Below are 26,113 nucleotides of genomic sequence, written 5' to 3' on the forward strand. Positions count from 1 at the left end.
ACGCCGTTCGCGAGCGACACGTTGGTGGTCGCATCGAGCGACGCCGGGCCGTTGACGTTCAGCGCGCCAAGGCCAAGCGCCGTATTGCTGCCGACCACGAGGTTGCCGCCGTTCAGGTTCGTGCCGCTGCCGCCGGCACGGCCTTCTCGATGTTCCCGCCGGCGATCCGGCGCGCGCTCGCGATTCCGGCCAACAACCAGACCGGCACGATCAACGACGTGCAGCACGTCGTGATCTTCATGCAGGAAAACCGCTCGTTCGATCATTACTTCGGCACGATGCCCGGCGTGCGCGGCTTCGGCGACCGCCTGACGATCCCGCAGCCGGGCGGCACGCCCGTGTGGCAACAGAGCGACGGCAAGCGCCCGGTGCTGCCGTTCTACCTCGACAGCACCAAAGGCAATGCACTGCTCGTCGGCGGCGCGCACTCGTGGACCGACTCGCACTCGGCCTGGGACAACGGCCGGATGACCGCGTGGCCCGCGTCGAAGGGCGACGCGTCGATGGGCTACCTGCGACAGTCCGACCTGCCGTTCCACTTCGCGCTGGCGAACGCGTTCACGCTGTGCGATGCGTACCACTGCTCGCTGCACGGCGGCACCAACTCGAACCGGATCTTCCTGTGGACCGGCACGAACGGCCCGACGGGCTCGAACACGGCGGTGGTGAACAACGACGGCTGGGACGGCCTCGGTTCGTCGAAGACGGGCCTGACGTGGACGACCTACCCGGAGCGCCTGCAGGCGGCCGGCGTGAGCTGGAAGGTCTACCAGAACATGCCGGACAACTACACCGACAACCCGCTCGCGGGCTTCGCGGCGTTCCGCAAGGTCAACGAGACGGTGCCGGGCTCGCCGAACGTGCCCTACACGCCCGCGATGGAAGCGCTGTCGCCGCTGTACAAGGGGATCGGCAACACGATGCCCGATGGTGGCTTCCTGCAATCGCTCGCCGACGACATCGCGGCGAACCGGATGCCGCAGGTGAGCTGGATCGTGTCGCCGACCGCGTACTGCGAGCACCCGGGCGCGTCGACGCCGGGGCAGGGCGCGTACTACCTGCAGCGCCTGCTCGACACGCTGACGGCGAACCCGGACGTGTGGAGCAAGACCGTGCTCATCGTGAACTACGACGAGAACGACTGCTTCTTCGATCACATGCCGCCGCCGAACGCGCCGTCGCGCAATGCGGACGGCACCTATGCGGGCAAGTCGACCGTCACGACGCAGTACGAATACTTCACGCTGCCGAACCCGCCCGGCGATTCGTCGCCGCTCGCGCCGGACGGCCGCCCGTACGGGCCCGGCCCGCGCGTGCCGATGTTCGTCGTGTCGCCGTGGAGCGCGGGCGGCTGGGTCAACTCGGAGGTGTTCGACCATACGTCGGTGCTGCGCTTCATCGAGCAGCGCTTCGGCGTGCAGGAGCCGAACATCAGCCCGTGGCGTCGCGCGGTGTGCGGCGACCTGACGTCGGCCTTCAACTTCAAGAACCCGAACGGCAACCCGGCGACGTCGTTCCCGGCGCCGACCAAGGCCGCGGCCGATGCGCAGCACGTGCAGCAAAGCCTGCAGGGCGCGGTGCCGGTGCCGTCGGTCAGCGCGCAGCAGATGCCGACGCAGCCGGCCGGCACGCGCCCGTCGCGCGCGCTGCCGTACGAGCTGCACACGAGCGCGAGCGCCGACGTGTCGGGCGGGCTGGTGTGGCTCACGTTCAGCAATACCGGCACGGCCGGCGCGGTGTTCCATGTGTACGACAAGCTGCATCTCGATCGCGCGCCGCGCCGCTATACGGTCGAAGCGGGCAAGCAGCTGTCGGATTCGTGGCGCGCGGTGGCCGACGATGCGGGCAACTACGATCTGTGGGTGCTCGGGCCGAACGGCTTCCTGCGCGAATTCCAGGGCAACGTCGCGAAGGCGGCGAGCGGGCCGGTGCCGGAGATCCGCGTGTGCTACGACCCGGCGAACGACGCCGTGTACCTGACGATCATGAACGTCGGTAACGCGGCGAGCCAGGTCACGGTCACGTCGAACGCGTACCGCACCGACGGCCCGTGGAGCTACGCGGTGCCGGCCGGCATGCAGGTCGAGCCGTACTGGACGCTCGCCGCGTCGAGCGGCTGGTACGACTTCACGCTGACGGCCGAGAACGGCCTCGTGCGCCGCTTCGCGGGCCGCGTCGAGACCGGCAAGGACAGCATCAGCGATCCGGCGATGGGCGTGTCCAGCTGACCGGCGCCGGCCGGGCGGCCGGCGTCGCATCACCGGTAGCCGCCGGCGCGTCGACCCGCACCGGCGGCTTTTTGTGCGCGGCCTCGCGACGACGAGGCCGCGCGTTTTTCATTCTTTCCTGTTCACACGACGCCTCATTCGATGACGCAACTCGCGCTTTTCGATCTCGACTTCACCCTCATTCCGTTCGACAGCGACCAGGCCTGGGGCCATTTCATGGTCGAGCAGGGTCTCATCGACGCGGCCGAATTCGCGCGCATCGACGCGGCGTTTTCGGCCGGCTATGCGGCCGGCACGCTCGACATCCATGCGCACCTGTGCAACATGCTCGCGCCGCTCGCCCGCTATTCGCGGGAACGGCTCGCGCACTGGCACGCGTGCTTCATGGCCGACGTCGTGCGGCCCGCGATCTCGCCGGCGGCGCTCGATCTCGTGCGTCATCATCGCGCGCGCGGCGATCTGTGCTGCATCGTTACCGCGACGAATGCGTTCATCACGCGGCCGATCGCACACGCGTTCGGCATCGACGCGCTGATCGCGTGCGAGCTCGAAACCGTCGACGGGCGGCCGGATTCGCGCTATACGGGGCGGCCGGCGGGCGTGCCGAGCTATCGCGAAGGGAAGATCGTGCGTACCGATGCGTGGCTCGCGTCGCTCGGGCGCGCGTGGTCCGACTTCGAGCGCAGCTGGTTCTACAGCGATTCGCATAACGACATCCCGCTGCTCGAGCAAGTGACGGATGCGGTCGCAACCAATCCGGACGACCGGCTGCGCGCGCTGGCGACGGCGCGCGGCTGGCGGATCGTGGAGCTGTTCGAAACGGTGTGAGCGCGTGCGCCGTTACGCTCAGGCCGGCGTGCGCGCGTCGTGGCGGTCGACGTTGGCCATGAACGCGGTAATCAGCCGCGTGTCGGCGCGCGCGTCGAGGTAGTACAGGTATTCGTGCATCGGCGGCAGATCGTCGGCGAACGCGACCGCGCGCAGTTCCGGATGCGCGCCGACCTCGCCGCGCGGCATCAGCGTGCAGCCCATGTCGTGCCGCACGGCTTCGCGGATCGCTTCGCGACTGCCGAGCTCGATCGCATTCGCGGGCAGCCCGATGCCGGCGTGCTTCAGCACGTGCTCCATCAGCGCGCGCGTGCGCGAGCCGGGCTCGCGCAGCAGCAGCGTCTCGCCGGCCAGCGCGGCGAGCGTGACCGACTCGCGCGCGGCGAGCCGATGCGAGCGGTGCACGACCAGCACGAGCGGATCGTTCGCGATCGTATGCCGCACGAAACGCGGATCGTCGTCGCGCTGCGACGACACGGCGACGTCGCAGCGAAAATCGACGAGCGCATCGAGCACCTGCTGCGAGTTGCCGATCTCGATGCTGATCCTCACGGCCGGATACTGGCGCCGGAACGCGGCGATCGCGGGCAGGATGTAGAACGGGCCGGTCGTGCCGACGCGCAGGTTGCCGGTATGCAGTTCGCGCTCGTTGCGCAGCGCGAAATCGATATCGTTCTCCATCTGCAGCATCTGGCCGATCATCGGCATCAGCGACGCACCCGCGTCGCTGAGGTCGAGACGGTTGCCGCGGCGATGGAACAGCTCGACCCCGTAATGGCGTTCGAGCTGCTGGATGCGCGACGTGATCGTCGGCTGGCTCACGTCGAGGCGCTTCGCGGCGGCGGTCACGCTTCCCTGGCGGGCGGTTTCATAGAAGGCGGCGAGAAGCAGGGCAAGCATGGCGACACACGGGACGAGACGTGCGGAAATTACCGGCCGCGCGTGTCAATTCCGTGTCATCGGCGTGGATGTGCGTGGCAAATTGGGGCGCGATGTGGCGCGCATCGCGCATGGCCCACGCTCATTCAGGCGGCTGCTCTTCGTAAGCGACGAAGATCTTCCGTGTGCGCTCGACGACTTCCCACGTGCCGCGAAAGCCCGGCGGAATGACGAAGCGATGGCCGGCGCGAAGGGTTTTCGCGTTGCCTTCCTCATCGGTGATCACCGACGCGCCTGCCAGGATCTCGCAGTATTCCGCTTCGGTATACGCGATCCGCCAGCGGCCGGGCGTGCTTTCCCAGATGCCCGTCGAGAAGCGCCCGCACGGGCTCGTGAATCCGGGGGTGAGCGTCTGCAGCGGGTCGCCGGCAATCAGCTTCTCGGGTGACACGCGATACTGCACGGGTTCGCCGCTCGGGGCGAGGGCATCGGTGATGGTGGAAATGTCGAGCACGGCTGGCATCCTTCGTCGAAGTGAAATGAACGCGCCGACGGCGCGTTCGCATGATTCCACACTTGCGGACAGGATTGGCGGTTGCCGGCGACGCTGCTCGCGTCGCGAGCGCATGGACGTGACGAACGCTTATGATGAGCGGACGACGCGCCAGCCGCACGGGCGACAGACGGAAGGAGAAACGATTGAGCATCGCATGGGATGGCATCACGGGCGCCGACCTGCTCCACGACGCAGAGGTCGCGAGCCGGCACGCGTTGGCCGACGCGGCGCGCAACGGGGACTGGGCGACGATGCTGGATCTCGTCGCGACACGGTCCGCGCTCGTCAACGCGACGCGGCCGGGTGGCACGTCGCTCTATACGCCGCTGCACCAGGCTGCCTACGGGGGCGCGCCGCAAGAGGCCGTCGCCGAATTGCTACGGCTCGGCACGTGGCGCATGCTGCGCGATGCGCACGGCGCGCGCCCGGTCGATATTGCCGAGCAGCGCGGGCATCGGCACCTGATCGATCTGCTGACGCCGCAGCCGCGACGCTTCGTGCCCGACGATACGCTGCGCGACATCCAGCGCCACTTCCACGAGATGATTCTTGGCCGTATCGCGCACCTGCGCGTCGACGCGCTGCGCCTGCCCGAACTCGAACCGCTGCTGGAACTCGACGCGCAGGCCGAAAGCATGTGGTTCGGGGTGCCGGGCATGTATGGCGGGTTTGGCTATACGCTCCGTGCCGACGGCGCCGCGGCCGTGCTCGTGTCCAGGAGCTGGAGCCGCGTGGTCGGCGGCTCGGGCCAGCAGCACGAGATCACGGCGCACGGCTGCACGCTGGTCGAAGAGGGTTTCGTGTGACGGCCTTGCGCCGCCACGTCACCACTCAGGCGACAACCGTGTCCGATGCCTTGACTGCCGTCGCCCCGCGCGCGGCCGAAGCCCGCGCCGCTGCCGCGCCTGCCAGCCGCCGATAGCGCGCGAGCGCCCACAGCGGGAAGTACGCGGTATAGCCGTGATACTTCAGGTAGAAGATGCGCGGAAAGCCCGGCGCATTGTGCGAGCGGTGCCACCAGAAGCCGTCTTCCTGCTGGACTGACTGCAGGTACGCGATGCCGCGCTTCACCGAATCGGATTCGCAGTCGCCGAACGCCATTTGCGCGAGCAGCGCCCATGCGGTGAAGTTCGATGTGCTCTCGCCGCCATTGGTGCCGCTCAGCTTCGGGTCGATATAGCTGTCGTTCGTCTCGCCCCAGCCGCCGTCCGCATGCTGTCGTGAGCGCAGCCACTCGATCGCGCGTGCGATATACGGCTGCGACTTGTCCTCGCCGGCGAGCGCGAGGCCGGCCAGCACGCTCCACGTGCCGTAGATGTAGTTCGTGCCCCAGCGCCCCCACCAGCTGCCGTCGGGCTGCTGCGTGCGCTTCACGTAGTCGATGCAGCGCGCGAGCGATGCGCGTTCGTCCGCGCGCTTCGTCACGCCGAAGCACAGCAGCACGCGGCCCGACACGTCCTCGGTCGGCGGATCGAGCAGTGCGCCGTGATCGGCGAACGGGATCGCGTTCAGGTACAGGCGGTCGCAGTCGGCGTCGAACGCCCCGAAGCCGCCGTTGCGCGATTGCAGCCCGCGCATCCAGTCGAGCGCGCGCGCGACGCGCGGCGCATACGGGTTCGTGCCGTCCGCGTGGGGATGCGTGCGGCCGCGGCGATCGAGCATCGCGGTGACGACTGCCGTGTCGTCGATGTCGGGGTAGTACGGGTTCTCGTACTGGAACGCCCATCCACCCGGCTGGACGTCGGCCGGCGCGTTTTCGATCCAGTCGCCGCGCAGGTCGTTCACCTGGCGTGCGGCCAGCCAGTCGTACGCGCGTGCGATGCGTTCGTCGAGTGCGCGCCGTGCTTCGCTCGGCTCGCCGTCTTCCGGCGCCGCCACGCCGCGCGCCTGCTCGAGCGCCATCGTGCTCCACGCGGTGTCCCACACCGGCGACAGGCACGGCTGGCAATACATGCTGCCGTCCGGCCGCGTGACCAGCAGTTTCTCCAGCGCGTTTTCGCAATCGCGCCGCAGCGGATGATCGTCCGGGTAGCCGAGCACTTCCATCATCTGGTAGCTGTACACGATCGGCGGGAAGATCCCGCCGAGCCCGTCCTCGCCGTTCATGCGCTCCGCGCACCACGCCTCGGCATGGCGGATCGCGCGCTGCCGCAGGCCCTTCGGCATCAGCGGCTCGACATGGCGCACCGTGCGGTCGAGCGCGAGGAACGCCTTGCGCATGCCGCGCGCGGGCGGGAAGTACTGGCGTTCCTCGTCCGGCGGCGTGACGAACAGCTCGCGGATCGAGATGTTGCGCGGATTGCGGGCGCGCGCCTTCAGCGAGCACAGCACGAGCAGCGGTACCATCGTCGTCCGCGCCCAGTACGCGACCTTGTACATCGAGATCGGCACCCACTTCGGGAACAGCACGAATTCGATCGGCATGAACGGCGCCGCGCGCCACGGCACCTGGCCGAACGTCGCGAGCAGGATGCGCGTGAACACGTTCGCGCGGGCCGCACCGCCCAGCTTCAGGATCGCGTCGCGCGCACGGACCATGTGCGGCGCGTGTTCGCTGTCGCCGGCCGCCTTCAGCGCGAAGTACGCCTTCACGCTGCACGACACGTCCGGATCGCCGTCGACGTACAGCGCCCAGCCGCCATGCGTGTCGAGCCGCTGGTTCGCGCGCAGGTAGCGTGCCATCTTCTCCTGGCGGATGTCGTCGATCTTGTCCATGAAATGCATCATCAGGATGTATTCCGCGGTGATCGTCGCGTCGGATTCGAGTTCGAAACACCAGCTGCCGTCGGGCTGCTGGAGACGCACGAGGGCGTCGCGTCCACGGGCGATGGCGGTGTCGAGCGCGGACCAGGAGGAGGGGGTGGCTGTAGTCATGCGGCGGATCATACCATCCAGCCGGAATGTTTATATCGAGACGCCCGGGTGCTACCATCCGCACCATGAAAAAACACCTCGAACCCGCGCCGCACGACGTGTCCGTGCCCGTCGAACCGGCTGGAACGGCCGATGCGCGGGCGCCCGAAGCATTGTCGGCACCGGGCGCCGCCACCGCCGGCGTGCGCCGAAAAAAAGCGCCGGATCAGGTGCGCGCACAGTTGCTGGCGGCGGCATCGGAAATCGCGACCCATCACGGCGTGGCCGCGTTGACGCTCGATGCGGTGGCCGAGCGTGCCGGCGTGACGAAAGGCGCGCTGCAGTATCACTTCGCGAACAAGCAGGGGCTGCTGGATGCGCTGTTCGGTCAGGCGACCGAGCGGTTCGCCGCGCACATGGCCGCGCGGGTGGCGGCGGATGCCGGCGGCGACGGCGCGGCGGCGCGCGCATACGTCCATACGGTGCTCGATGCTGTGCATCCGGCCGCGAGCACCGACGTGCTGCGCGTCCTCGTCGCGTCGATGATTACCGACCAGGGCACGCGCGAACGATGGTCGGTGCCGATGCGGGAATGGACGCGCCCCGACCCCGTGCCGCTCGAGCAGGCCGCGACGCTGATGATCTGCCGGCTCGCCGCCGACGGACTGTGGATCTCGGAATTGCTCGACAGCGTCCAGATGTCGGCCGAACTGCGCGCGGAAATCGTGCGGCAACTTGATCGCATGAGTGCGGGTGAACCGCCAGCGCGTACCGGCGACGCGACGCGCGGCCGGGGCGGCTGATCGCCGCCGTCAGTCGCCGGACAACGCGACGAGATCGGCGAGGCGTCTGACGCCCGTCTTCGAAAAAATCGCGTGGATCTGGCTGCGCACCGTGCTGATGTGCACGCCGCTGCATTTTGAGCATGCTCGGCGGGTGTCAGGTCGCTCGCGAGTCCGGTCGGTCGTCACGCGTAGGGTCACGCCGGTGCGTGAGGTTTTACGTAGGCTTCAGCAGAACTGGACGCGTGAACAGCTCTGCGTGCACAGAGGCGCATGCTCCGGCGGATCCTCCGACGTGAGCTGGCTCACAAACGCCTGCAATGTGTCGGTGGTTTTCGTTAAGCCCGTACCGCGTGGCGGTAAGCCGGGACCGACCTCGCTCTCCTGATCCCGGAATTCAACCGATCGAGCGCCGGATGGATGAATGCTCAGGCAGACCTGGTTTCCACCCGGCGCTTCACCGATTGGAATCCAATCAGCCGGAATGCGGCCCTTGTACGTCTCAAACCTCTCTGGTGTCGTCGATCCGTATTTGCTCGACAGTCCGTAGAGAATCTCTAACGAATCGATGCCGTCAATTTTTCTACTGCAATTCTCAAACCCCATAGATCGTATCGCTACTCCGTGGATTGCCAGCGGCTACATTAGCAATCACTGATCAGATCTTCGAACTCGTCGCCAGAAATCAATCCATCGATAAATTCCTGCAGGGATGGTGCAACAAACTCTATGACTTCACGTCCTTCATCATCAACAACGTCTCGATTAAGAAGGTAGATCGCGTGATCATCAAGCTTCATGAGATGCGGATATCCACTCACGTCGAATGCAAATGGAATGTACTCGTGCTTGTCGAACAGTGCTTGCGTATCCGTGTAGTCGATATAGTTTTCTTCCAGCGTCGATCCATCAGCCGTTGACGGATACTTCATTGGATAGAACCCATTGAACGTCACATCGTTTGCATCGCAAGGGTCGACCCCATTCGGGATGTAGCACATCTTGAAACAGTCCGGAAATCCGCCGTTCGCTTTCAAATAATGCTTCCGGAGATCGTCTGGCATTCGGATGCCGAATTGGTTCTCGAAGTTCGAGATATCGTTTTCAGTCAGTGATTTGGCCAACTTGACCAGCTTCAACTTGCTCATGGAGCTCTCCTGACGGCAGCCACCGCTGTTGGCCATAAACATACCTTACCTGGACGGTCGAGCCAAAAAATAGACGAACGCGTTATTCGTCAGATAGTGTCCATCCGTACCGTCGAACTTCGCTGCGGCATCCGGTCCCGCAAAAAATCGAGCCTCCGGTTTTTCATTGATCACTCCCGTTTCGCGGTTGACCAAGAACGTCTTGTGCGAAAATTTCTTGAGCACTTTCCACACGGTTTTAACAAATGCATCCGTATCCGGCTCTGTGTCGGAGTCGTAGGAAGCTGCCACGCGTCCGTCTCGTAGGCACCCAGGCGCATATTGAGCCTCATGCGACCGGAGAAACTGAATCATTCCCGGGCCCACCTTTCCGCCAATATAGCCACTCCCGCCGGGGTGAGCGCCAACGAATTCATGCGTATAGCGATCAACGCTGCAAATAGATTCGTCAATAATGACGATGTTGGAAAACGGCTGCCCGCAGCACGCTGTCATGCTGTCGTAGGCAGGGGGAATCGGCGAGCTCCAAATGTACGAATCGATAAACTTGACTCGCGGAATATGCGCTTTCAGCAGATCCGAGAACACTGCTTCATCGGCTGGCGTCATGAAGGTCTGCAGCGTCGGCATCTTGGTAGTCAAAATGGACTCATGTCGAAGGTTTATAGAAGCGCAAGCTTCGTAGGAGATTGACTAAAAATATTTTTCAGATGCTCACGCAACTCATCAGTGACGGGCGAAGCGATGCCGATATTGAACGCTGAAACGCCGACGATAACCGGATCCACTTTCATCGTAAATGATTTCGCATCTAGTCGAGCCGCAATGACCTCTGTATTTACCCTGCCGCCATTCCTGCCGTACTCGACGCTGATCTCCTCATCGTCCTCCCCGCAATCGAACAGCGCTTGCGACAGGATCAGGTAATGGGTTGGGTCATCGCCGGGTGAATCAGCAAAGCTCACGACGCATACGTCGTCTTCGATGTACGACACTAAATTGTTGTTCGAATAATGAACGCCGGGGAAGCATGAAGCAGCGGAAAAGCGCAGAGCATTGGTCATCGTCGGCGCCGTGTCATGGGTTGAGTACGGCGTTTCGGCGACGGCGAGCACTTCCATCATCTGACCCCGTGCCGCTCGAGCAGGCCGCGACGGGGCCACGCACGCATGCGTCGTGGCGCCTGGCCGGCCTGGCGCCACGATCCGTCGACGATTTCAGAACTGCGCCGGCAGCTTGACCTCCCTGGCGTCGCGCCAGACCGTCAGCGGCACCACCGTGCCCTTGGGTGTCGCAAGCACGGCGTCCCTCAGGTCGTCCATCTGCTTCAGCGGGTGATTGCCGAACCGCAGCAGCACATCGTAATTCTTCAGGCCGGCGCGATCGGCGACCGTGTCGGGCAGCACAGCGAGGATCTGCAGCGCGCTGCCGGGGAGTTTCAGCCCCGTCTGCTCCTGTTCGCTCAATTCGACAAAATGCACGCCGAAGACCGACGGACGGTTCAACATCGCCTCCGGCACCAGCCGGCGGTCGTTCGGAATGCTGGCGAGAAAGCGCGATAGAAACGCGGCCGGAATCCGGATCCGGAAGCCCTTGTCGGCCGTGTCGTAGTCCGAGAGTCTGAGCACCAGGTCGGTCCCGCTGATGTCGTAGGGCTTCAGGTCGATGCGGTTCAGCATGATGAAGACGCCGCCGTTCACGGGCCAGGTCTTGCCGCCATCGGCCACCGGGGGCCAGTTCTCGGTGTCGGTGTAGCCGCCGCCGTTCAGCGTCGGAATCGCGACCGGGATCTTGGGCTGCCGGTAGTGGGTGCCGAATTTCCCGTAGTCGCGCACGGTATTGAAATTGCGCTTCTCCGTCGTATGGAACGCGACGGCCAGCCCCAGTACGGAATCATTGCCTTGCGGCGACTGCACCAGCGTCAATTGCGCGTTGATGATGCCTTGATCCGCCGATAACCCCGAATCGTTGATGGTCAGTATGGGGGAATCGTAGCGAACGTTCTCGGGGAAACGCTCGGAGAGCCACGTATAGACAGGCGGCGCGGCCTTTTCCTGCGCCAGTGCCGCTTGTGTTGCCAAGGACGACATTGCCAGCAGGGCGGCAAATACAAAACCACGTTTCATTTCGGAATGCCCTTTTCTCTGTTTGTTATCTGAATGGCGGCGGACGAGGGTGCCCGGGAACGCCTTGTTTATTTTTCGTCTAGCGTATCAGTTTTAAGCGCGCAGGTTGAAGTGCTTTGATTGTCACCCGCTTGCTCACGATCGGGGAGTTGGTTATTCTGGTGCGCATGATCCATTCGCAAACCCGTTCGATTATTTGCGCCGCCATGTTGCCGGCGGGGTAGCGATCGACTGAATGGATGTCGTCACAACCCGCCCGGAAGGCGGGTTTTTGCTTTCTGGGCATTCGATGGAGAGCCTGGACATGCAGACAGGGAAGTCACTTCACGCGACGGCATCGAACGATGCCGTGTTGCTCCACATGGTATGCGGCAAGATCGCGTCCGGAAAATCGACGCTCGTCGCGCGGCTCGCCAGTGCCGGGCCGGTCGTTTCGATCAGCGAAGACGCGTGGCTGGCGCAGCTCTATCCGGGCGAGATCCTGTCGATCGACGACTACGTCCGGTGCGCAACGCGCGTCGGCAACGTGATTGCCGATCATGCCCGCACGGTGCTGCGGGCCGGCGTATCGGTGGTGCTCGACGTGCCGTTCAATACCGTCGCCGCGCGCGCCTGGGGGCTCGCCGTTTCGCAGGCGGTCGGCTGCGACCATCGACTGCATTACCTCGACGTCAGCGATGCGGTTTGCAAGGCGCGGCTGCGCGCACGCAATGCGCGAGGCGACCATCCGTTCCAGGCGTCGGACGACGAATTCGACCGGATCGCGCGGTACTTCGTCGCGCCGGCAGCGACGGAAGGGTTGAACATCGTGGCGTATGACGAAGCCGGTGCCGTCAGGCTGTCTTCGTAACGGTGCGGCAGCGTGGCGAACATGGAACATCAGTCTGAAACGCTCGATCTGCCGATGGTGCAGGTTCCCGCCGGCACCATTGCATTGCGGGACGACCGGATCGGCCGCACATGGTGCGTCGATCTGCAGCGCTTTGCGATCGGCCGCTATCCGGTGACCCAGGCGCAATACGCCGCGGTAACGGGACAATCGCTTTCGTCGCGTGTCAGTGCGCAATGCCCGGTGGAAAACGTATCGTGGATCGACGCCGTCCGGTTCTGCAACAGGCTGTCGTCGGCCGACGGTCTGCTTGGCAGTTATGCGATCCTCGAAGACGGAACGGGTGCCTCCCCGGTTCCTGGCAGCAATGGCTATCGGCTGCCCACCGAAGCGGAGTGGGAGTATGCATGCCGTGCGGGAGCGCAGGGCCCGAGGTACGGCGCGCTCGATGCGATCGCGTGGTACCGGGAAAATTCCGGCGGCCGCACGCACGACGTCGGCCGGAAACAGCCCAATGGCTGGGGGCTGTACGACATGCTGGGCAATGTGTGGGAATGGTGCGCGGATCGATACGATCCGGAAGTCTACGGTTCGTATCGCGTGTTTCGCGGCGGGGGCTGGGCCGATGTCGAACGAGGCTGCCTTGCGACGAACCGCCGTCGGAGTCATCCGACCTTTGCGATCGACGATCTCGGCTTTCGCGTGGCGCGGTCGCTTGATGCGGGGGATGGGTGGCCGGTGCGCGCCGTGCGTGGATCGTCCGGGGATTGACCGTGACCGCCCCGTTAGCGGGGCGTGTTGATACAGGGCGCTGCCTGGCGCGCGAGAACGGCCTGCCGGCGTTGAGCAATTTCGACGCGAACCTTGCTCATACGATGGCCGTCGTCGATGCGTCGGGCGCACACACCGAAGCAGTGCGAGACGCGTGTATCAGTTGGCAGCGAGGCGCGACGAGGCCGACTCCCATGCAGGCATGCCCGCTGTTTTCGCGTAGCGGGCCTCGATAATGCGGCGCTGCTTCAAAGCGTGTCTGGTCCCTTACGCAAGACGGGACCCGTTGGGAACCGGTCGCTCGAGCGTGGTGATCACGACGCCGTCGTCCGTGTGAAATCCGCTCAGCAGAAATTGCGACTTGATCGGCCCGACCTGCTTTTCAGGGAAGTTCAGGACTCCGACGATCTGCCGTCCGACGAGCGATTCCGGCGTGTACAGGGAGGTGATCTGCGCGCTAGTCTTGCGCTCTCCATATGGACCGAAATCCACCCAGATTTTATAAGCGGGCTTGCGGGCTTCAGGAAAAGGTTCGGCGCGCGTAATGGTGCCGGCCACCATGACAACCTTCTGAAAATCGTCCCAACTTATCTGTTCCATACGTGTGTTTTCTTCTCTCGAGAAATCCGGCGCGCGTCAATTGAACAAGGCGCGTTCGAGCCGCGTACTTTACATCAAACGTTCCGAGCTAGCGCGCGGATTTGCCGGGTGGGCGATGGCTACAGCGTCGCGCAGGTCGACGCAGGCCGTGTGCCACGCATGTCTGCCATCGACTGGAAATCGGACGCACTGCGCGAACGACGGGCGCAGTGGGAGACCCGTCTGCCGGTCTGGATGCGACGTCGGATCGGCGACCGGTTCTACTGGCTGCACGAAGACATTCAATGCGACAGCAGTCAGGCATCTTCCCTGACGACCGTTAAAAATAATGACGTTCAGATTGATTACGACGGTCGGTTGTGCCGGCAGCAAGTCCCTTGCGGCGCGGCTTTCGGGCGAACGTCAGCCTGGCATGCCCCTTGCGTTATCTGAATGCAGATGAACAGGGAGACGCTCGATCCGATGCCAGCGAAACGTACAGCGATATCGATGATGTTCGGGAAGCACGGGCTGGTTGGGTGTGGTCGCCGTAGCGCGGATGAATTTCATCCCGACGTGCTGTCGACCTCTGCCCTCGTGGGCGTGGTGGAAGAAGCATGCGTCAGGGCCATGCGTGAGGATATCCGGGGCGACCAGTGCTCGATCGGCAATGTCATGCACTTCAGGCATTTGGCTCCGACGCCGTCGCAAGCCGAGGTTTTCGCAACGGCAACATTTCGGATGTTCGACGGTGAACTGTACTGGTTTGATGTCGTCGTAGCCGACGCAGCAGGCCCGGTTGCAAGCGGCAGTCATGCGCGCTCGATAGTCGAGCGTTCGGCAATCGGGTTTAAGCCGGGTTGACGTCACGACATCTGATTTCTCACTGCAACGATATCAATTCGACATGCTAAAGGAAGGGAAGACATGAAAGTGGAGTCGACGAGTAATCCAGGCAATGCGCTGTTTGACGAGGCATTCGAAACCTTGCCGCTTGACCAGGTGCGCCAGCATCAGGACAAACTGTGGTCCACCCAGTGGGACTACGTCCGCTCCATGTCGTCCTTCTATCGCATGAAGCTGTCGCGCTGGATCGATCGGGAAGTGACATTGGACTCGCTTCAAGACCTGCCCTTTACCGAGAAGGATGAGCTTCGGGTCAGCCAGGAGACGGCATCTCCATTCGGCGACTACGTCGCATGCGGGGAGGCGAGCGTTGCCCGCCTTCATCGCACGTCCGGGACGACCGGGCGTCCGCTCATTCTTGCGAACAGTGCTTCCGACGCCCGCCGGATCGCCCACGTCGGTGCGCGTTCGATGTGGGCGGCCGGTTTGCGCCCGACGGACCGGGTGGTTCACTGCCTGAACTACTGCATGTGGACGGGGGGCTTTACGGATCACACGATCCTCGAGGCGACCGGCGCGACGGTCGTGCCCTTCGGTGTCGGCAACACGCGTGTGCTGATCGATTCCATCGTCAATCTCGGCATCAATGCGATTTCGTGCACCCCGTCGTATCCGGGCCTCATCGAACAGATTCTGCGTGAATCGGGCGGCCTGCGTCCTCGCGATCTGAAACTGACGTTGGGGCTGTTTGGTGGAGAGGCGGGGCTCGACAATCCGGACCTGCGAAACGCAATGGAGGAGAAGTGGGGCTTCAAGGTGCGTAATGCCAATTTCGGGCTGTCGGAGGTGCTGAGCATCCTGGGTGGTCAAACCGACTGGACCCACGATTTGCTGTATCACGCGAGTGACGTGGTGTTTGCGGAGATCGTCGACCCCGCGACGCTTCAACGCCTCCCGGTCGCGGAGGGGACCGTCGGAGAACTCGTCTGTACGCACCTGCAGAAGGAATGTCAGCCACTCGTTCGGTACAGGACGCGAGACGTCGTGACCGTGACCGGTGTCGACCGGGGGCCGGACGGCCGGACGGCGTGGCGATTCCGGGTCACCGGCCGGACCGACGATATGTTCAACGTACGCGGCATCAATGTCTTCCCGAGTGCCGTTCGCGTTGCCGTCGAATCGGTGCCGCAATGGGCATCGGGCATCTTCAGGATCATCCTGAAGGGAGATGGCCCGTACGACCGGATCACGATGGCGGTGGAAGCGGCGCAGGGATTGCCGGCAGACAGCTGGGCACAGGCCCGGGAGCAGGTCGAGGCCGCGATTCGCACGAAGGTCGGTTCGACGGCGGAAGTCACGATGGTGCGGTTCGAACATTTCCCGCGTACCGAAGGTAAAACGCGTTGGGTCGAAAAGGAGGCGTGATGCGCTACGCAAGAGTCGAGAAGTCGGGAGCCGTGTCGACGGTCGTGCTTGATCGCCCCGAGCGGTTGAACGCGATCAGCGGGGATTTGCTGGACGACCTTCATCAAGCATTGGTCGAGGTCAATGCCGATGAAGGGTGCAAGGTCATCGTATTCACGGGCGAAGGTCGGGCATTCTGTGCCGGCGACGATCTCAAGGAATTTGGCAAGCAGACGGAAAGTGATGCGAGTATCCGCAGTCACGTCGAACGCATCCAGCAGATCACGCGCGATCTGATGTTCAATGGCAAGCCCGTGATCGGCGCCGTGCACGGCTTTGCCGTCGGCGGCGGGTTCGAGTGGCTGCTCAATTGCGATCTGGTCGTGGCTTCTGACGATCTGGTGTGCTTCTTTCCGGAAATGGCGTGGGGGCAGTTCGTCACGGGAGGGGTGACGCAACTCCTGCCTCAAAGCGTCGGCCATCAGCGCGCCATGGAGCTTTGGCTGCTGGGCGAGCGTCAGTCGGCCCAACAGTTGTATTCGCTCGGCCTCGTCAATCGGGTCGTCGAACCGGACAAGGTCCTTGAAACCGCACGGGAACTTGCGACGCGCGTTTCCGAACGCTCGGCATTTTCGGTATCTAGGCTGAAACGCCTGCTGACGACGGAGCTTTCTACTGATTTGAGCCGCAGTCTCGAGCTGGAACAGGTCGCAACCGTTGCAGCGTTTGCGACCCCCGAGGCCGCCAGACGCGTCCAGGCGTTTGCTACGAGGAAATGACCATGAATATTCAAGCATTGACGTTCGACTATTTCGGCACGCTGGTGGATGTCGACAAAGGTGGCATGGAAGGTATCGCCGAAGTCATGCGCATCCTCGGGGTCGACTCGCCCCGTTCCGTGTTCGATGTGTACCTCGACTGGGACATGCGCAACGTGCAGACCTATCGAGGGGGCGCGTACCGGAGCTATCGGGCGGTCGCACAGGACGCCTTGACGGCATGCATCGATACCCTCTTTCCGAAGGCGCTCGACGGTCACAACGTCGAACAGCTCACGGACGTGCTGCTCACGCATCTGGTCGAGTCCTCCCCGCCGCATGAGGATGCCGTCGCGTTTCTCGACTGGGCAGGGTCCCGATATCCGCTGATGCCGATCACGAACATGGACAGCGACCTGTGGCGCCGAAGCCAGCTGGTGCGCTACTTCGAGCATGTCACCACCGCCGAAATGGCCAAGGCCTACAAGCCTTCTCACTTGATCTTCAGCCTGGCGCTGGACCGCCTCGGGCTGGATGCGCCGAACGTGTTGCACTGCTCGCTCGCGAGCTGGGCGGATGTCGATGGCGCAAAGCCGCTCGGCATGCACGTGGCATGGGTCAACCGCACCGGGGACACGCTCGGTCCGTGGCAGCCACGCCCCGATTTCGAGTTCAAGACGCTGTCGCCCGTTCGGGATGTCCTGGAACAGCTGCCGTCCAATGCTTCAGGGGAATCGAAATGAACCGCGTTACCTTGATGTTTGCAGTCGTCGCCGTCGGTGTGAATGCCACTGGCATGGCGTCGTATGCGCGTGCCGATACTATCGTCAAGATCGGTGCGGCCGGCCCCCTTACCGGAAGTTCGGCACAAAGCGGGAAGGACGATGAACGCGGCGTGCAGCTGGCCATCAACGAACTGAACGCCCGCAAGCTTGTCATCGGGGGCCAGCCGGTGAAGTTTCAACTGGTGTCCGTCGACGATCAGGGCGACCCGAAGGTCGGTGTCAACGTCGCGCAAAAGCTCGTCGACGACGGCGTGGCCGCTGTCATCGGGCACTACAACTCGGGGGTCAGCATTCCGGCTGCGCGCATCTACAACGATGCGCACGTCGTGATGATCACGGGCGCATCGTCCAATCCACAGCTGACGAAGCTGGGATTTGCCTACGTCTACCGCCTCGCGACCAATGACAATGTCATGGGCGGCCGCATGGCGCACTATGCAGCCAACGTATTGAAGTTCAAGCGCGCGGCCGTGGTCGACGATCGGACCGCCTACGGCGCCGGGGTCGCGGACGTGTTCGTCAAGACGGCGGAGAAGGACGGAATGACCGTCGTGGCCCGTGAATACAGCACGGACAAGACGACGGACTTCAAGGGCATCCTGACGCACATCAAGGCGCGGAATCCGCAGGTGGTGTTCTACGGCGGCTACTACGCTCAAGCGGCGATGCTGGCACGCCAGATGGTGGATCTCGGCATCAATGCCGTGCTGGTGGGCGGCGACGGCATCTGTTCGCCGGAGTTCAGCAAGCTGTCGAACAACGCGCTCGACAACAAGATGTTTTGTGCGCAGGGCGGCGCGCCGCTCGACAGCCTGCCCGACGGCAAGCGCTTCCAGAGCACATTCAAAAGCACGTTTGGCGCGAACGTGGATACCTATGCCCCCGCCTTCTACGCTGCAACGCTGGTCGTAGCGGACGCCATGCAAAGGGCGAACTCGACCTCACCCGAAGCGTATTCGAAGGTGATGCGCCAGCAATCGTTCACGAGCATGCTCGGGCCGGTGAAGTTCGACGATCAGGGCGACTGGGTCGATGCGCCGGTGACCGTCTACAAGCTGTTGGGCGGCAATCTGACCCCTGTCGCCGCGCAGTAGCGAATCGACGTATCGCAGTATCGAAGCCGGTCTCCTGTCGGTGCCTTTGTAGCGCTTGGGCCGTCGCAAGACGGCCCATTTTTCTGGATGCCGGGCCATCACCTGCGGGGCCGCGTCGGATCGGCGAAGCGACTTCCAAAAGCATAAGAAACCGAAACGGGCGTTAATTTTTTTAACGGAAAGATTCGTGTCGGGCCTTCCAGCACGGCCCTGCGACACCCGCTGGGCGGAACCATCCCTCTGCCGGTCAGCCTGGCATGGGTATTGCTGCGTTGGCTTGACCAAACAAGGAGATTACATGATCAGCTCTGGAGCAACGGCGACCCTGACGCGCCTGGTGGGGGTACAAGACCTGGCCTCTGCCTTCGGCAACGACTCGGATGAACAGTACCCGGATGTGATGTCAACGCCCGCGATGCTCGGGCTCATGGAGCGCGCATGCGCGGAAGTCATGCGAGGCGAACTCGACGGCGATCAGCTGTCGGTCGGCGTCACGACCCAGCTGACGCACTCGGCACCCACCCCGGTCGGCGCGGAAGTGAGCGCCACAGCCAGCTTCCGGGGGCAGGAAGGGAACCTGTACGTATTCGACATCATCGCGCGCGATTCGAAAGGCCAGGTCGGAAGCGGCACGCATGCGCGCGCGATCGTCGACCGTGCGGCAATCGAGAAAAAGGCTGCGTCGCGCCGCTGATCGCCGTGATGGCCCGGGGCTTCGTCGGTTCCTGGAGCCCGGGGCGGTCCTGTCTCACCGTCGTCAGTGGGCAGGATACGTAAGGGGCTTATCAGCGCGAGCCGGGGCCAGCTGAGTGAGCCCGAAAGCGTTCGTATCAGGAAAGGTGCGGCGCGCGTTCGCGGCGTCGACCGGCGGCGGCATGCGCGTCGGTCATGGGGTGGGTACGGGGATCAACATGAAAGTTTATGCCGCTGGTAAGCTGGCCGGGCCTGCCACCGTTCTGCGAACGCTAATGAATGAGCGAAATCTCCGCGCGGCCGATCGATTGCGCGACCTGCGGTCAGCGATCGATACAACCAGCTGGCTCGATGCACGATGCGTCGCGGCGCATCGGTTCGGCGCTTATGTCCTTACGTTGAGCGATGAAGCGATCCCGCTCGAGCCTGAGGATGACCATGCGAAAGCGTTGCCAGGCGTGTGTCGGGTCGATGTCGCGGCGCTGGATCTCGAGCGCTTGCTGAGCGTTGCCCGGGATTCACTTCAGGACAGCGACGCGGTAACGGTCGACGTGCCTTCGGCCGGCGAAGCCGATCTTCACTGCGTCGCCACCCGTGTTTCGATCGGGCCGTCGACGGTCTATCTCTTCGTCTTGAAACCCCGCGCGAGTGACGCTCGGCCACTGCATGACCTGCTCGCGTTACTCAGCATAACCCTGAGCGTCTCACTGAGAAGTTACTTCGATCTCGTCGCCCACCAGACGCTGGTCGAGGAGCAGAGAGCAATCATCGACCACATTGGCGATGGCCTGATGGTGCTCGGTCAAGGTGGCGTCGTTCGACATGCGAGCACCGTGGCAGGACGCATTCTCGGGATTGATCCGGCGACCAGCATCGGCCGGCCGCTCGGCGATCTGATCGACTTCGAGCCCATCATCGCCCCGATCTTCACAACCGGCGTGGGATACGTGGACCGCGAGCTCATCATCGACTCACCTGCGCGCCATCTGCATCTGATCGACACGGCAATCCCGGTCAAGAACAGCTGCGGGCAGGTGGTGTCCGTCGTCAACACGTTCCGCGAGATCAAGCGCGTGCGCAGCATCGCCGGCAAGTATGCCGGCAACTACGCACGCTATACGTTCGAGAGCATCGTCGGACAGAGCGACAGTCTTCTGGATGCAGTCAGCGCCGCCCGCAAAGCCGCACGCGGTGCGGCGAACCTGCTGCTCAGCGGCGAAAGCGGGGTGGGCAAGGAGGTTTTCGCGCAGGCGATTCATAACGCAAGCGCGCGTCAGGCCGAACCCTTCATCGCGATCAACTGTGCTGCGCTTCCGCATGACCTGATCGAAAGCGAGCTGTTTGGACACGCACCGGGCAGTTTCACCGGGGCGACTAAAGAAGGGCGGCCGGGCAAATTCGAGTCCGCCGATGGCGGGACCGTTTTCCTTGACGAAATATCCGAGCTTCCCATCGATGTTCAGGCCAAGCTCCTTCGCGTGCTCCAGGAGCGGGAGGTGACAAGGCTCGGGGACACCAAGGGAATTCCGATCGATGTGAGAATCATCTGCGCGAGCAACCGGGATCTCGAGGCCATGGTGGCAGCGAAGGAGTTCAGAGAGGATCTGTACTATCGCTGCAACGTCATCGAGATCGCGATCCCTCCGTTGAGATCGCGCAAGGCCGACATCACGGCGACCGCGAACTTTTTCCTGAGCAAGTATGCGGCGCTGCTCAACAAGAAGATCTTTGGTTTCAGCAAGAAGGCGCTTGACCAGATGAACGCATACGCGTGGCCTGGCAACGTTCGCGAACTGGAGAACCTCGTCGAGCGAACGGTGAACCTGAGCGAGGAAGGCACCATCGACGACGTGTCGGCGCTATTGCGCCCATCCCGTGTCGTCGGCAGCGGCGCTGAACCGGCGTCGACGCCCGAGAGGCCGGACGCGCAGGGAGGACGAGGCGATCAGGTCGTCCAATCGCTGAAGGACGTCGAGCGCAACGCCATCAGTGAAGCGCTTGCCGCGTGTCGGTTCAATGTCACGCGGTGTGCCGCCATCCTCGAAATATCGAAGCCGGCGCTGTATGCGAAAGTGAAGCGATACAACATCAAGCTCGAGCGGCCATTGCATTAGCCAGGTGGGGACCGCCGACCCGACGGCACGTGTCATTTCTGTCCGGCCCGCGTGGTTCGATCTTCCTGCCCCCGACATCGACGTCGTGGTAACGGCGCTGGGCAGCGCCCGCGATCAACCGGGCGCGGCTTCCTGCGACGCGTGGGCCGTCAGCGCGTCGATGGTGACGCGCAGGCGCGCGGTCATCCGCGTGGTCCTGGACCACAGCACATGAATGGGTAGCGGCGCCGGCTGCGCATCGGGCAGGACGACGGCCAGCCGTCCCGCCCGGATGTCGCGCTCGGCAAACCAGCCGGGCAACTGCGCCAGCCCCCGGCCAGCCAGCGCGGCATCCTTCACCGCCGCCAAGTCGCTCAGGCGCAGGCGCGCCAGTCGCGGCAGGTGGCGCGCCTGGCCCACTTGGCCCGCCTCGCCCGCAAACTGCCAGACTTCTTCCGTGCCGTTGCGTAAACGGGCGACGCAGTCGTGATCGCGCAGGTCGTCCAGGGTGCGGGGCGTGCCGCGCCGCGCCAGGTAGTCCGGGGCGGCGCACAGCCGCAGCGTCTGTTCGCCCAACGGGCGAGCGACGTGCGATGCGCTGTCGTCGAGCTGGCCAATGCGTACCGCGAGGTCGAAGTTTTCCTCAACCAGATCGGCGGCCCGGCTGGAGAATTGCACGTCGAGGTCGAGTGCCGGGTAGCGTTCGGCCAGCCCCATGAGAATCGGCAGGACACGCTCGCGCCCAAACAGCGTCGGCAGCGCGATCCGCACCCGGCCCGAAGGCAGCAGGCGCCGCTCGGTCAGCACCGACTCGGCCTGATCCAGCTCGGCCAGGGCACGCAGGCAGCTTTCGTGGAAGGCGACGCCCTCATCGGTCAGCGACATGCGCCGCGTGGTGCGCAGGAACAGTCGCACGCCGAGGCGCTGCTCCAGGCGCGCCACGGCCTTGCCGACACTGGAGGGCGACATGCCCATCTGGCGCGAGGCCACACTGAAACTGCCGCACTCCACGGCCTGGATGAAGGCGAGGATGCCCTGGAAACGATCGGAAAGCTGCATGGCTATTTGATAGTTCAAGTCTTTAATCCTGGTATTGAGTGTATCAATTCAATCCTTGTTTTATTGATTAGCATGTCCTGCTTATCTGCACGCGCTGTCTGGCCGTGCTCTTTCAGGAGTGCTTTTCCATGTCTCGCTCGTCAAGCCGGCAACGCTGGCTGGCCCTGGCTGGCATTGCCATCGCCAGCTTCCTGGGCTGCATCGACTTCACCATCGTCAATACCGCGATCCCCGCCATCCAGTCGGCTTTCCACGCGGAAATCGACCAGGTGCAATGGGTCATCAGCGCCTTCGTCATGGCCTTGTCCAGTTGCACCATCGCGGTGGGGCAACTGGCCGACCGTCATGGCCGCCGCCGCGCGATGTACCTCAGCATGGCGTCGTTCGGGGTCACCTCGCTGGGCGCCGGGCTGGCCTCGGACCTGACTGCGCTGGTGGCATGGCGGGCGGTGCAAGGCATGGCCTGCGCCGGGCTGTACACGGCGTCGGCGGCGCTGGTGGCGGAGATGTTTCCCGAGCAGGAGCGCGGCAAGGCGCTGGGCCTCCTGTTCAGCGTCAATGGTCTGGGCCTGGCCATCGGCCCGGTCCTGGGTGGCGTGCTGGTGGATGCGCTGGGCTGGCGCTGGACCTTCCTGGTCAACGTGCCGCTGATCGTGATCAGCTTTGCGCTGTGCCTGAGGCGGTTGCAGGCGGGCCCGGCGATGCCCGTGCGAACACGCTTCGACTGGCTCGGCATCGCGTTGCTGCTGGCGGTGTTGCCGTCCTGGCTGACCGCGTTGATACACGGCGCCGACTGGGGCTGGGGATCGCCTGCGACCTTGGGGCTGCTGGCGCTCGGCAGCGCGCTGACCTGCGTGCTGGCGTGGGTCGAGCGGCGTGCGCCGGTGCCGCTGCTGCGGCTGGCGCTGTTCGCGCAGCCGCGCTTTGCAGTCGCGGCCTGCGCGACGGCGGCGCTGGCGTTCTTCTACTGCGCCGCTTTCTTCCTGATGCCGTTGTACCTGGGCGAGTTACGCGGCCAGGACAGCGCCGCGACGGGCTGGTTGCTGTTGCCCACGACGGCCGTGATGGCGCTGATCGCGCCGTTGGCCGGCCGCGGCAGCGACCGGTTCGGCACCGGGCCGGTGATGATGGCCGGCTTTGCCGCGCTGCTGCTATCGGCCCTGATGCAGTCGGCCTTTACCGCGACGACGGGCTGGCTGTGGGTGCTGGCCGCGTTTGCGTGCATGGGCATCGGCTGGGGCTGCGTGTTGGGGCCGTCGATGGCGGCTGCGCTGTCGGCGCTGCCCGAAAACCTGGCCGGTACCGCGCTGGGCATGGCGACGACCGTGCATAACGTGGGCGGCTCGGTTGGACTGGCCGCCGCGACCGTGCTGTACCGGCTCGCCGCAGTGCACGGTGGCGGCTTCGTCGCCGGCTACCGTGGGGTCATGCTGTTGCTGGCACTGGTCTGCGTGGGGGCGCTGGCCGTGTTGGCGCTGGGCCGCCGCGCGTTGCATGTGCACCCCTCCCGTGCGGCCTCGAACGCTTGAGGGCTGTCGCCCGGTGTGCGGCGGGGCATCGCGTTGGGGCACGTCTCCTGCGTCGCGGGGAACCGCTGCGCGGCCGCCAACGGCAGGCAAGACCTGCCGCCAGCCAACAGGTATGGCAGACCGATCGCGGTGCCAGTAGACCCGCGGGTCTCCATCGAAGCGGAACAGCGGCACGAGCCCGCGGTGTCATCATCGCTTTCACGCGCGACCCATCTCGTGCCGTGCACGCCAACTCAAGGGGCACTCCCTTGGGCAGGCGAGCGGACAATCGCGCAATTGGTACCGTCGGTGCGAACACAGACTCGTGTTTCACGATCGATAGTCTCACCACGCATCCGGCCGACTACGACCATATCAACGGGACGTGGCGCATCAAAAATTCGGTCAACTACGTGTCCAGCGTGTGCGACGGCTTTCAGTCGGCGACGCGACGGCACGCCGCGTACCCGCACGACCGCTCGATCGACGAAGCCCATTCAAGGCCCGCCGACGGCAGACCGTCGCCCGCTGGCACGACGCGCCGCCTTCCCCTGTCGCAATCGTCAAGATTCGCGTCGCGTGCAGATAAAACCCTGCCGTTTCCCCCGCCGTTAACCCGTTCGCAGCCCATGCGCCACGTATTGCGACGCGGCGCGCGTCCTTCGTGATCCGGAATCCACATCCGCCGCTGGCCATGCACGGCCGGCGCAAGGGAACGTCATGCGAAAACAACTCACTATCCGTGGTGGTCTCGTCGCGACCATCGCCGGCTATACCGTGCTGCTCGTCCTGGTGGTCGGCGCGTGCATCGCGGCCCTCTATACGAGCAACGGTTCGCTCGAGGCGATGTACCGCGACGACACCGCGTCGCTGCTGCACCTGAAGACCAGCTCGGAGCGGATGCTCGTGCTGCGCGAACGCATGAGCGACGTCGCGCAGATCATCAGCGCCGGCCACTCGGGCAAGGAAGAGATCGTGAAACTCCGCACGCTCCTCAAGCAGAGCAACGACGAACTGGACGCCTATGCGGGCCTGCACGCGCGCAGCGCCGACGAGCAGGCGCTGTTCGACACGCTGCAGAATCGCCGTCGGACGTTGCTTGACAGCGTGTTCCTGAAGGCGCTGTCGCAACTCGACGGCGATGACGGTTTCGGCTTCCTCGATACGCAGCGTACCGCGCCGGCCGCGCTGTTCGCGGCCTACCAGGAGGCGATCGATGCGCTCGAATCGTTCCAGGTGGCCCGCGAAAAGGCGCGCTACGATGCGGCCGGGGTTCATTTCCACCGGATCGTGTGGGGGATGGCGGCGGTGGCGGTCTTCGCACTCGTCGTCGGCTTCTTTGCGCAGCGCATGCTCGCGAAGGCGATCATCGAACCGATCAAGCTCGCGGTCGACCAGTTCGAAAAAATCTCGAGAGGCGACCTGACCGGAACGGTCGTCGTGCCCGGCGAGAACGAGATGGCCTATCTGCTGCATGCGCTGAAGCGGATGCAGGACGGCCTCGTCGGCACTGTGAACCAGGTGCGCGCGAGCACGGAGACGATCGTCGGCGACGTCCGCACGATCGCGAGCGGCAACGTCGACCTGTCCGAGCGTACCGAGCAGCAGGCCGTGTCGCTGCAACAGGCGGCGGCGAGCGTCGAGCAACTGACGGCGGCCGTGCGCCAGAACGCGGACAACGCGCGCGATGCCCGTACCTACGTCGAAGGTGCGGCGGGCATTGCGTCGCGCGGAGGGGAAGCGATGCAGCGCGTCGTCGAGACGATGTCGGCGATTTCGCACAGTTCCGCGCGGATCTCCGGGATCGTCGGCGTGATCGAGAGCATCGCGTTCCAGACCAACATCCTTGCATTGAACGCTGCGGTCGAAGCCGCGCGCGCAGGCGAGCAGGGGCGCGGCTTCGCGGTCGTCGCGACCGAGGTGCGCGGGCTCGCGCAGCGCTGCGCGTCGGCGGCGAAGGAAATCCGCGAGCTGATCGGCCATTCCGCGCGGCGTGTCGAAGACGGCAGCGGCCTCGTTGCACTGGCCGGCTCGGCGATGGCCGAACTCGTCGCGGCGGTCGAGCGCGTCAATACGATCATGGGCGAAACCAGCCACGCGTTCGAAGAGCAATCGTCGGGCATCGAGCAGGTGAACACGGCGGTCATCCAGATGGAGCAGACCATGCAGCGCAATGCCGCGCTGGTCGAGGAAGCCGCGGCCGCGGCGCTGTCGCTCGACGAACAAGGCGCGCGGCTCAGCGCGGCGGTCGCGCAGTTCCGTTTGCGTGACGAGGCGGTTGCGTGATGCACGGA

General features: G+C 64.3%; 25 protein-coding genes. 16 read left to right on the plus strand and 9 right to left on the minus strand.

From position 1 onward, the window contains the following. Positions 1 to 83 precede the first annotated feature (83 nt). Positions 84 to 2,228, plus strand: coding sequence for a phospholipase C, phosphocholine-specific (locus G3N61_RS02440; protein ID WP_205821498.1), 2,145 nt, complete (start codon positions 84 to 86; stop codon positions 2,226 to 2,228). Positions 2,229 to 2,369: 141 nt separating this feature from the next. After that, a complete protein-coding gene (locus G3N61_RS02445) occupies positions 2,370 to 3,056 on the plus strand; it encodes an HAD family hydrolase (protein WP_205821367.1) in 687 nt (228 codons plus the stop codon). 18 nt (positions 3,057 to 3,074) lie between these two features. On the opposite strand, the gene G3N61_RS02450 is transcribed toward G3N61_RS02445, so the two are convergent. After that, a complete protein-coding gene (locus G3N61_RS02450; RefSeq protein ID WP_205821368.1) occupies positions 3,075 to 3,956 on the minus strand; it encodes a LysR substrate-binding domain-containing protein in 882 nt (293 codons plus the stop codon). Between the two features lie 121 nt (positions 3,957 to 4,077). After that, complete coding sequence (locus G3N61_RS02455; protein WP_205821369.1) at positions 4,078 to 4,458, minus strand: cupin domain-containing protein; 381 nt, start codon at positions 4,456 to 4,458, stop codon at positions 4,078 to 4,080. 176 nt (positions 4,459 to 4,634) lie between these two features. Here G3N61_RS02455 and G3N61_RS02460 point away from each other — a divergent pair, with 176 nt between their 5' ends. Next, on the plus strand, positions 4,635 to 5,297 hold the full coding sequence (locus G3N61_RS02460) for an ankyrin repeat domain-containing protein (RefSeq protein ID WP_205821370.1): 663 nt from the start codon (positions 4,635 to 4,637) through the stop codon (positions 5,295 to 5,297). 25 nt (positions 5,298 to 5,322) lie between these two features. On the opposite strand, the gene shc is transcribed toward G3N61_RS02460, so the two are convergent. Next, positions 5,323 to 7,377, minus strand: coding sequence for a squalene--hopene cyclase (gene shc, locus G3N61_RS02465; RefSeq protein WP_205821371.1), 2,055 nt, complete (start codon positions 7,375 to 7,377; stop codon positions 5,323 to 5,325). Between the two features lie 53 nt (positions 7,378 to 7,430). On the opposite strand from shc, the gene G3N61_RS02470 reads away from it, so the two are divergent. Further along, positions 7,431 to 8,147: a TetR/AcrR family transcriptional regulator gene (locus G3N61_RS02470; protein ID WP_205821372.1), complete on the plus strand. Its 717-nt coding sequence runs from the start codon at positions 7,431 to 7,433 to the stop codon at positions 8,145 to 8,147. Positions 8,148 to 8,770: 623 nt separating this feature from the next. On the opposite strand, the gene G3N61_RS02475 is transcribed toward G3N61_RS02470, so the two are convergent. The 4 genes from G3N61_RS02475 to G3N61_RS02490 form a co-directional block, all read right to left on the minus strand. Beyond that, positions 8,771 to 9,274 (minus strand): SMI1/KNR4 family protein, encoded by a 504-nt coding sequence (locus G3N61_RS02475; RefSeq protein ID WP_205821374.1) that lies wholly within the window; start codon positions 9,272 to 9,274, stop codon positions 8,771 to 8,773. Between the two features lie 45 nt (positions 9,275 to 9,319). Further along, positions 9,320 to 9,916 (minus strand): hypothetical protein, encoded by a 597-nt coding sequence (locus tag G3N61_RS02480; protein WP_205821376.1) that lies wholly within the window; start codon positions 9,914 to 9,916, stop codon positions 9,320 to 9,322. A 20-nt stretch (positions 9,917 to 9,936) separates the two neighbouring features. Further along, on the minus strand, positions 9,937 to 10,398 hold the full coding sequence (locus G3N61_RS02485; RefSeq protein WP_205821378.1) for a hypothetical protein: 462 nt from the start codon (positions 10,396 to 10,398) through the stop codon (positions 9,937 to 9,939). A gap of 93 nt (positions 10,399 to 10,491) precedes the next feature. Next, on the minus strand, positions 10,492 to 11,400 hold the full coding sequence (locus G3N61_RS02490) for a PDZ domain-containing protein (RefSeq protein ID WP_205821380.1): 909 nt from the start codon (positions 11,398 to 11,400) through the stop codon (positions 10,492 to 10,494). A 304-nt stretch (positions 11,401 to 11,704) separates the two neighbouring features. Between G3N61_RS02490 and G3N61_RS02495 the strand changes: the two genes are divergently transcribed. Both G3N61_RS02495 and G3N61_RS02500 read left to right on the plus strand, forming a co-directional pair. Then, positions 11,705 to 12,250, plus strand: coding sequence for an ATP-binding protein (locus G3N61_RS02495; RefSeq protein WP_205821382.1), 546 nt, complete (start codon positions 11,705 to 11,707; stop codon positions 12,248 to 12,250). Between the two features lie 21 nt (positions 12,251 to 12,271). Then, positions 12,272 to 13,000, plus strand: coding sequence for a formylglycine-generating enzyme family protein (locus G3N61_RS02500; protein WP_241017533.1), 729 nt, complete (start codon positions 12,272 to 12,274; stop codon positions 12,998 to 13,000). A gap of 267 nt (positions 13,001 to 13,267) precedes the next feature. Here G3N61_RS02500 and G3N61_RS02505 read toward each other — a convergent pair whose 3' ends face one another. After that, on the minus strand, positions 13,268 to 13,600 hold the full coding sequence (locus G3N61_RS02505) for a tRNA-binding protein (protein ID WP_043184247.1): 333 nt from the start codon (positions 13,598 to 13,600) through the stop codon (positions 13,268 to 13,270). Between the two features lie 108 nt (positions 13,601 to 13,708). Between G3N61_RS02505 and G3N61_RS02510 the strand changes: the two genes are divergently transcribed. The 8 genes from G3N61_RS02510 to G3N61_RS02545 all read left to right on the plus strand — a co-directional run bounded on the left by G3N61_RS02510 (position 13,709) and on the right by G3N61_RS02545 (position 21,273). Next, positions 13,709 to 14,032, plus strand: coding sequence for a hypothetical protein (locus G3N61_RS02510; protein WP_205821386.1), 324 nt, complete (start codon positions 13,709 to 13,711; stop codon positions 14,030 to 14,032). Between the two features lie 6 nt (positions 14,033 to 14,038). Beyond that, on the plus strand, positions 14,039 to 14,443 hold the full coding sequence (locus G3N61_RS02515; protein ID WP_241017525.1) for a thioesterase: 405 nt from the start codon (positions 14,039 to 14,041) through the stop codon (positions 14,441 to 14,443). A 63-nt stretch (positions 14,444 to 14,506) separates the two neighbouring features. Beyond that, positions 14,507 to 15,850: an AMP-binding protein gene (locus G3N61_RS02520; RefSeq protein ID WP_205821387.1), complete on the plus strand. Its 1,344-nt coding sequence runs from the start codon at positions 14,507 to 14,509 to the stop codon at positions 15,848 to 15,850. Continuing rightward, complete coding sequence (locus G3N61_RS02525) at positions 15,850 to 16,608, plus strand: enoyl-CoA hydratase/isomerase family protein (protein WP_205821390.1); 759 nt, start codon at positions 15,850 to 15,852, stop codon at positions 16,606 to 16,608. The genes G3N61_RS02520 and G3N61_RS02525 overlap by 1 nt, the downstream gene beginning before the upstream one ends. A 2-nt stretch (positions 16,609 to 16,610) precedes the next feature. Then, positions 16,611 to 17,330, plus strand: a complete 720-nt coding sequence (locus tag G3N61_RS02530) for an HAD family hydrolase (RefSeq protein ID WP_205821391.1) — start codon at positions 16,611 to 16,613, stop codon at positions 17,328 to 17,330. 53 nt (positions 17,331 to 17,383) lie between these two features. Then, positions 17,384 to 18,466: a branched-chain amino acid ABC transporter substrate-binding protein gene (locus tag G3N61_RS02535; protein ID WP_342352406.1), complete on the plus strand. Its 1,083-nt coding sequence runs from the start codon at positions 17,384 to 17,386 to the stop codon at positions 18,464 to 18,466. A 298-nt stretch (positions 18,467 to 18,764) separates the two neighbouring features. Next, positions 18,765 to 19,160, plus strand: a complete 396-nt coding sequence (locus G3N61_RS02540; RefSeq protein WP_043184251.1) for a hotdog domain-containing protein — start codon at positions 18,765 to 18,767, stop codon at positions 19,158 to 19,160. Positions 19,161 to 19,275: 115 nt separating this feature from the next. Beyond that, entirely contained in the window at positions 19,276 to 21,273 is a 1,998-nt protein-coding gene (locus G3N61_RS02545) for a sigma 54-interacting transcriptional regulator (RefSeq protein WP_346778537.1), read from the plus strand. Between the two features lie 114 nt (positions 21,274 to 21,387). On the opposite strand, the gene G3N61_RS02550 is transcribed toward G3N61_RS02545, so the two are convergent. Continuing rightward, positions 21,388 to 22,329 (minus strand): LysR family transcriptional regulator, encoded by a 942-nt coding sequence (locus tag G3N61_RS02550; RefSeq protein ID WP_205821392.1) that lies wholly within the window; start codon positions 22,327 to 22,329, stop codon positions 21,388 to 21,390. 110 nt (positions 22,330 to 22,439) lie between these two features. On the opposite strand from G3N61_RS02550, the gene G3N61_RS02555 reads away from it, so the two are divergent. Together G3N61_RS02555 and G3N61_RS02560 are read left to right on the plus strand one after the other, a co-directional pair. Further along, on the plus strand, positions 22,440 to 23,840 hold the full coding sequence (locus tag G3N61_RS02555; RefSeq protein WP_205821393.1) for an MFS transporter: 1,401 nt from the start codon (positions 22,440 to 22,442) through the stop codon (positions 23,838 to 23,840). Positions 23,841 to 24,539: 699 nt separating this feature from the next. Further along, complete coding sequence (locus G3N61_RS02560; RefSeq protein ID WP_205821394.1) at positions 24,540 to 26,105, plus strand: methyl-accepting chemotaxis protein; 1,566 nt, start codon at positions 24,540 to 24,542, stop codon at positions 26,103 to 26,105. The last annotated feature ends 8 nt before the right edge of the window (positions 26,106 to 26,113 follow it).

This window comes from Burkholderia sp. Ac-20349 (assembly GCF_017104865.1).
In the GTDB taxonomy this organism is placed as follows: domain Bacteria; phylum Pseudomonadota; class Gammaproteobacteria; order Burkholderiales; family Burkholderiaceae; genus Burkholderia; species Burkholderia aenigmatica.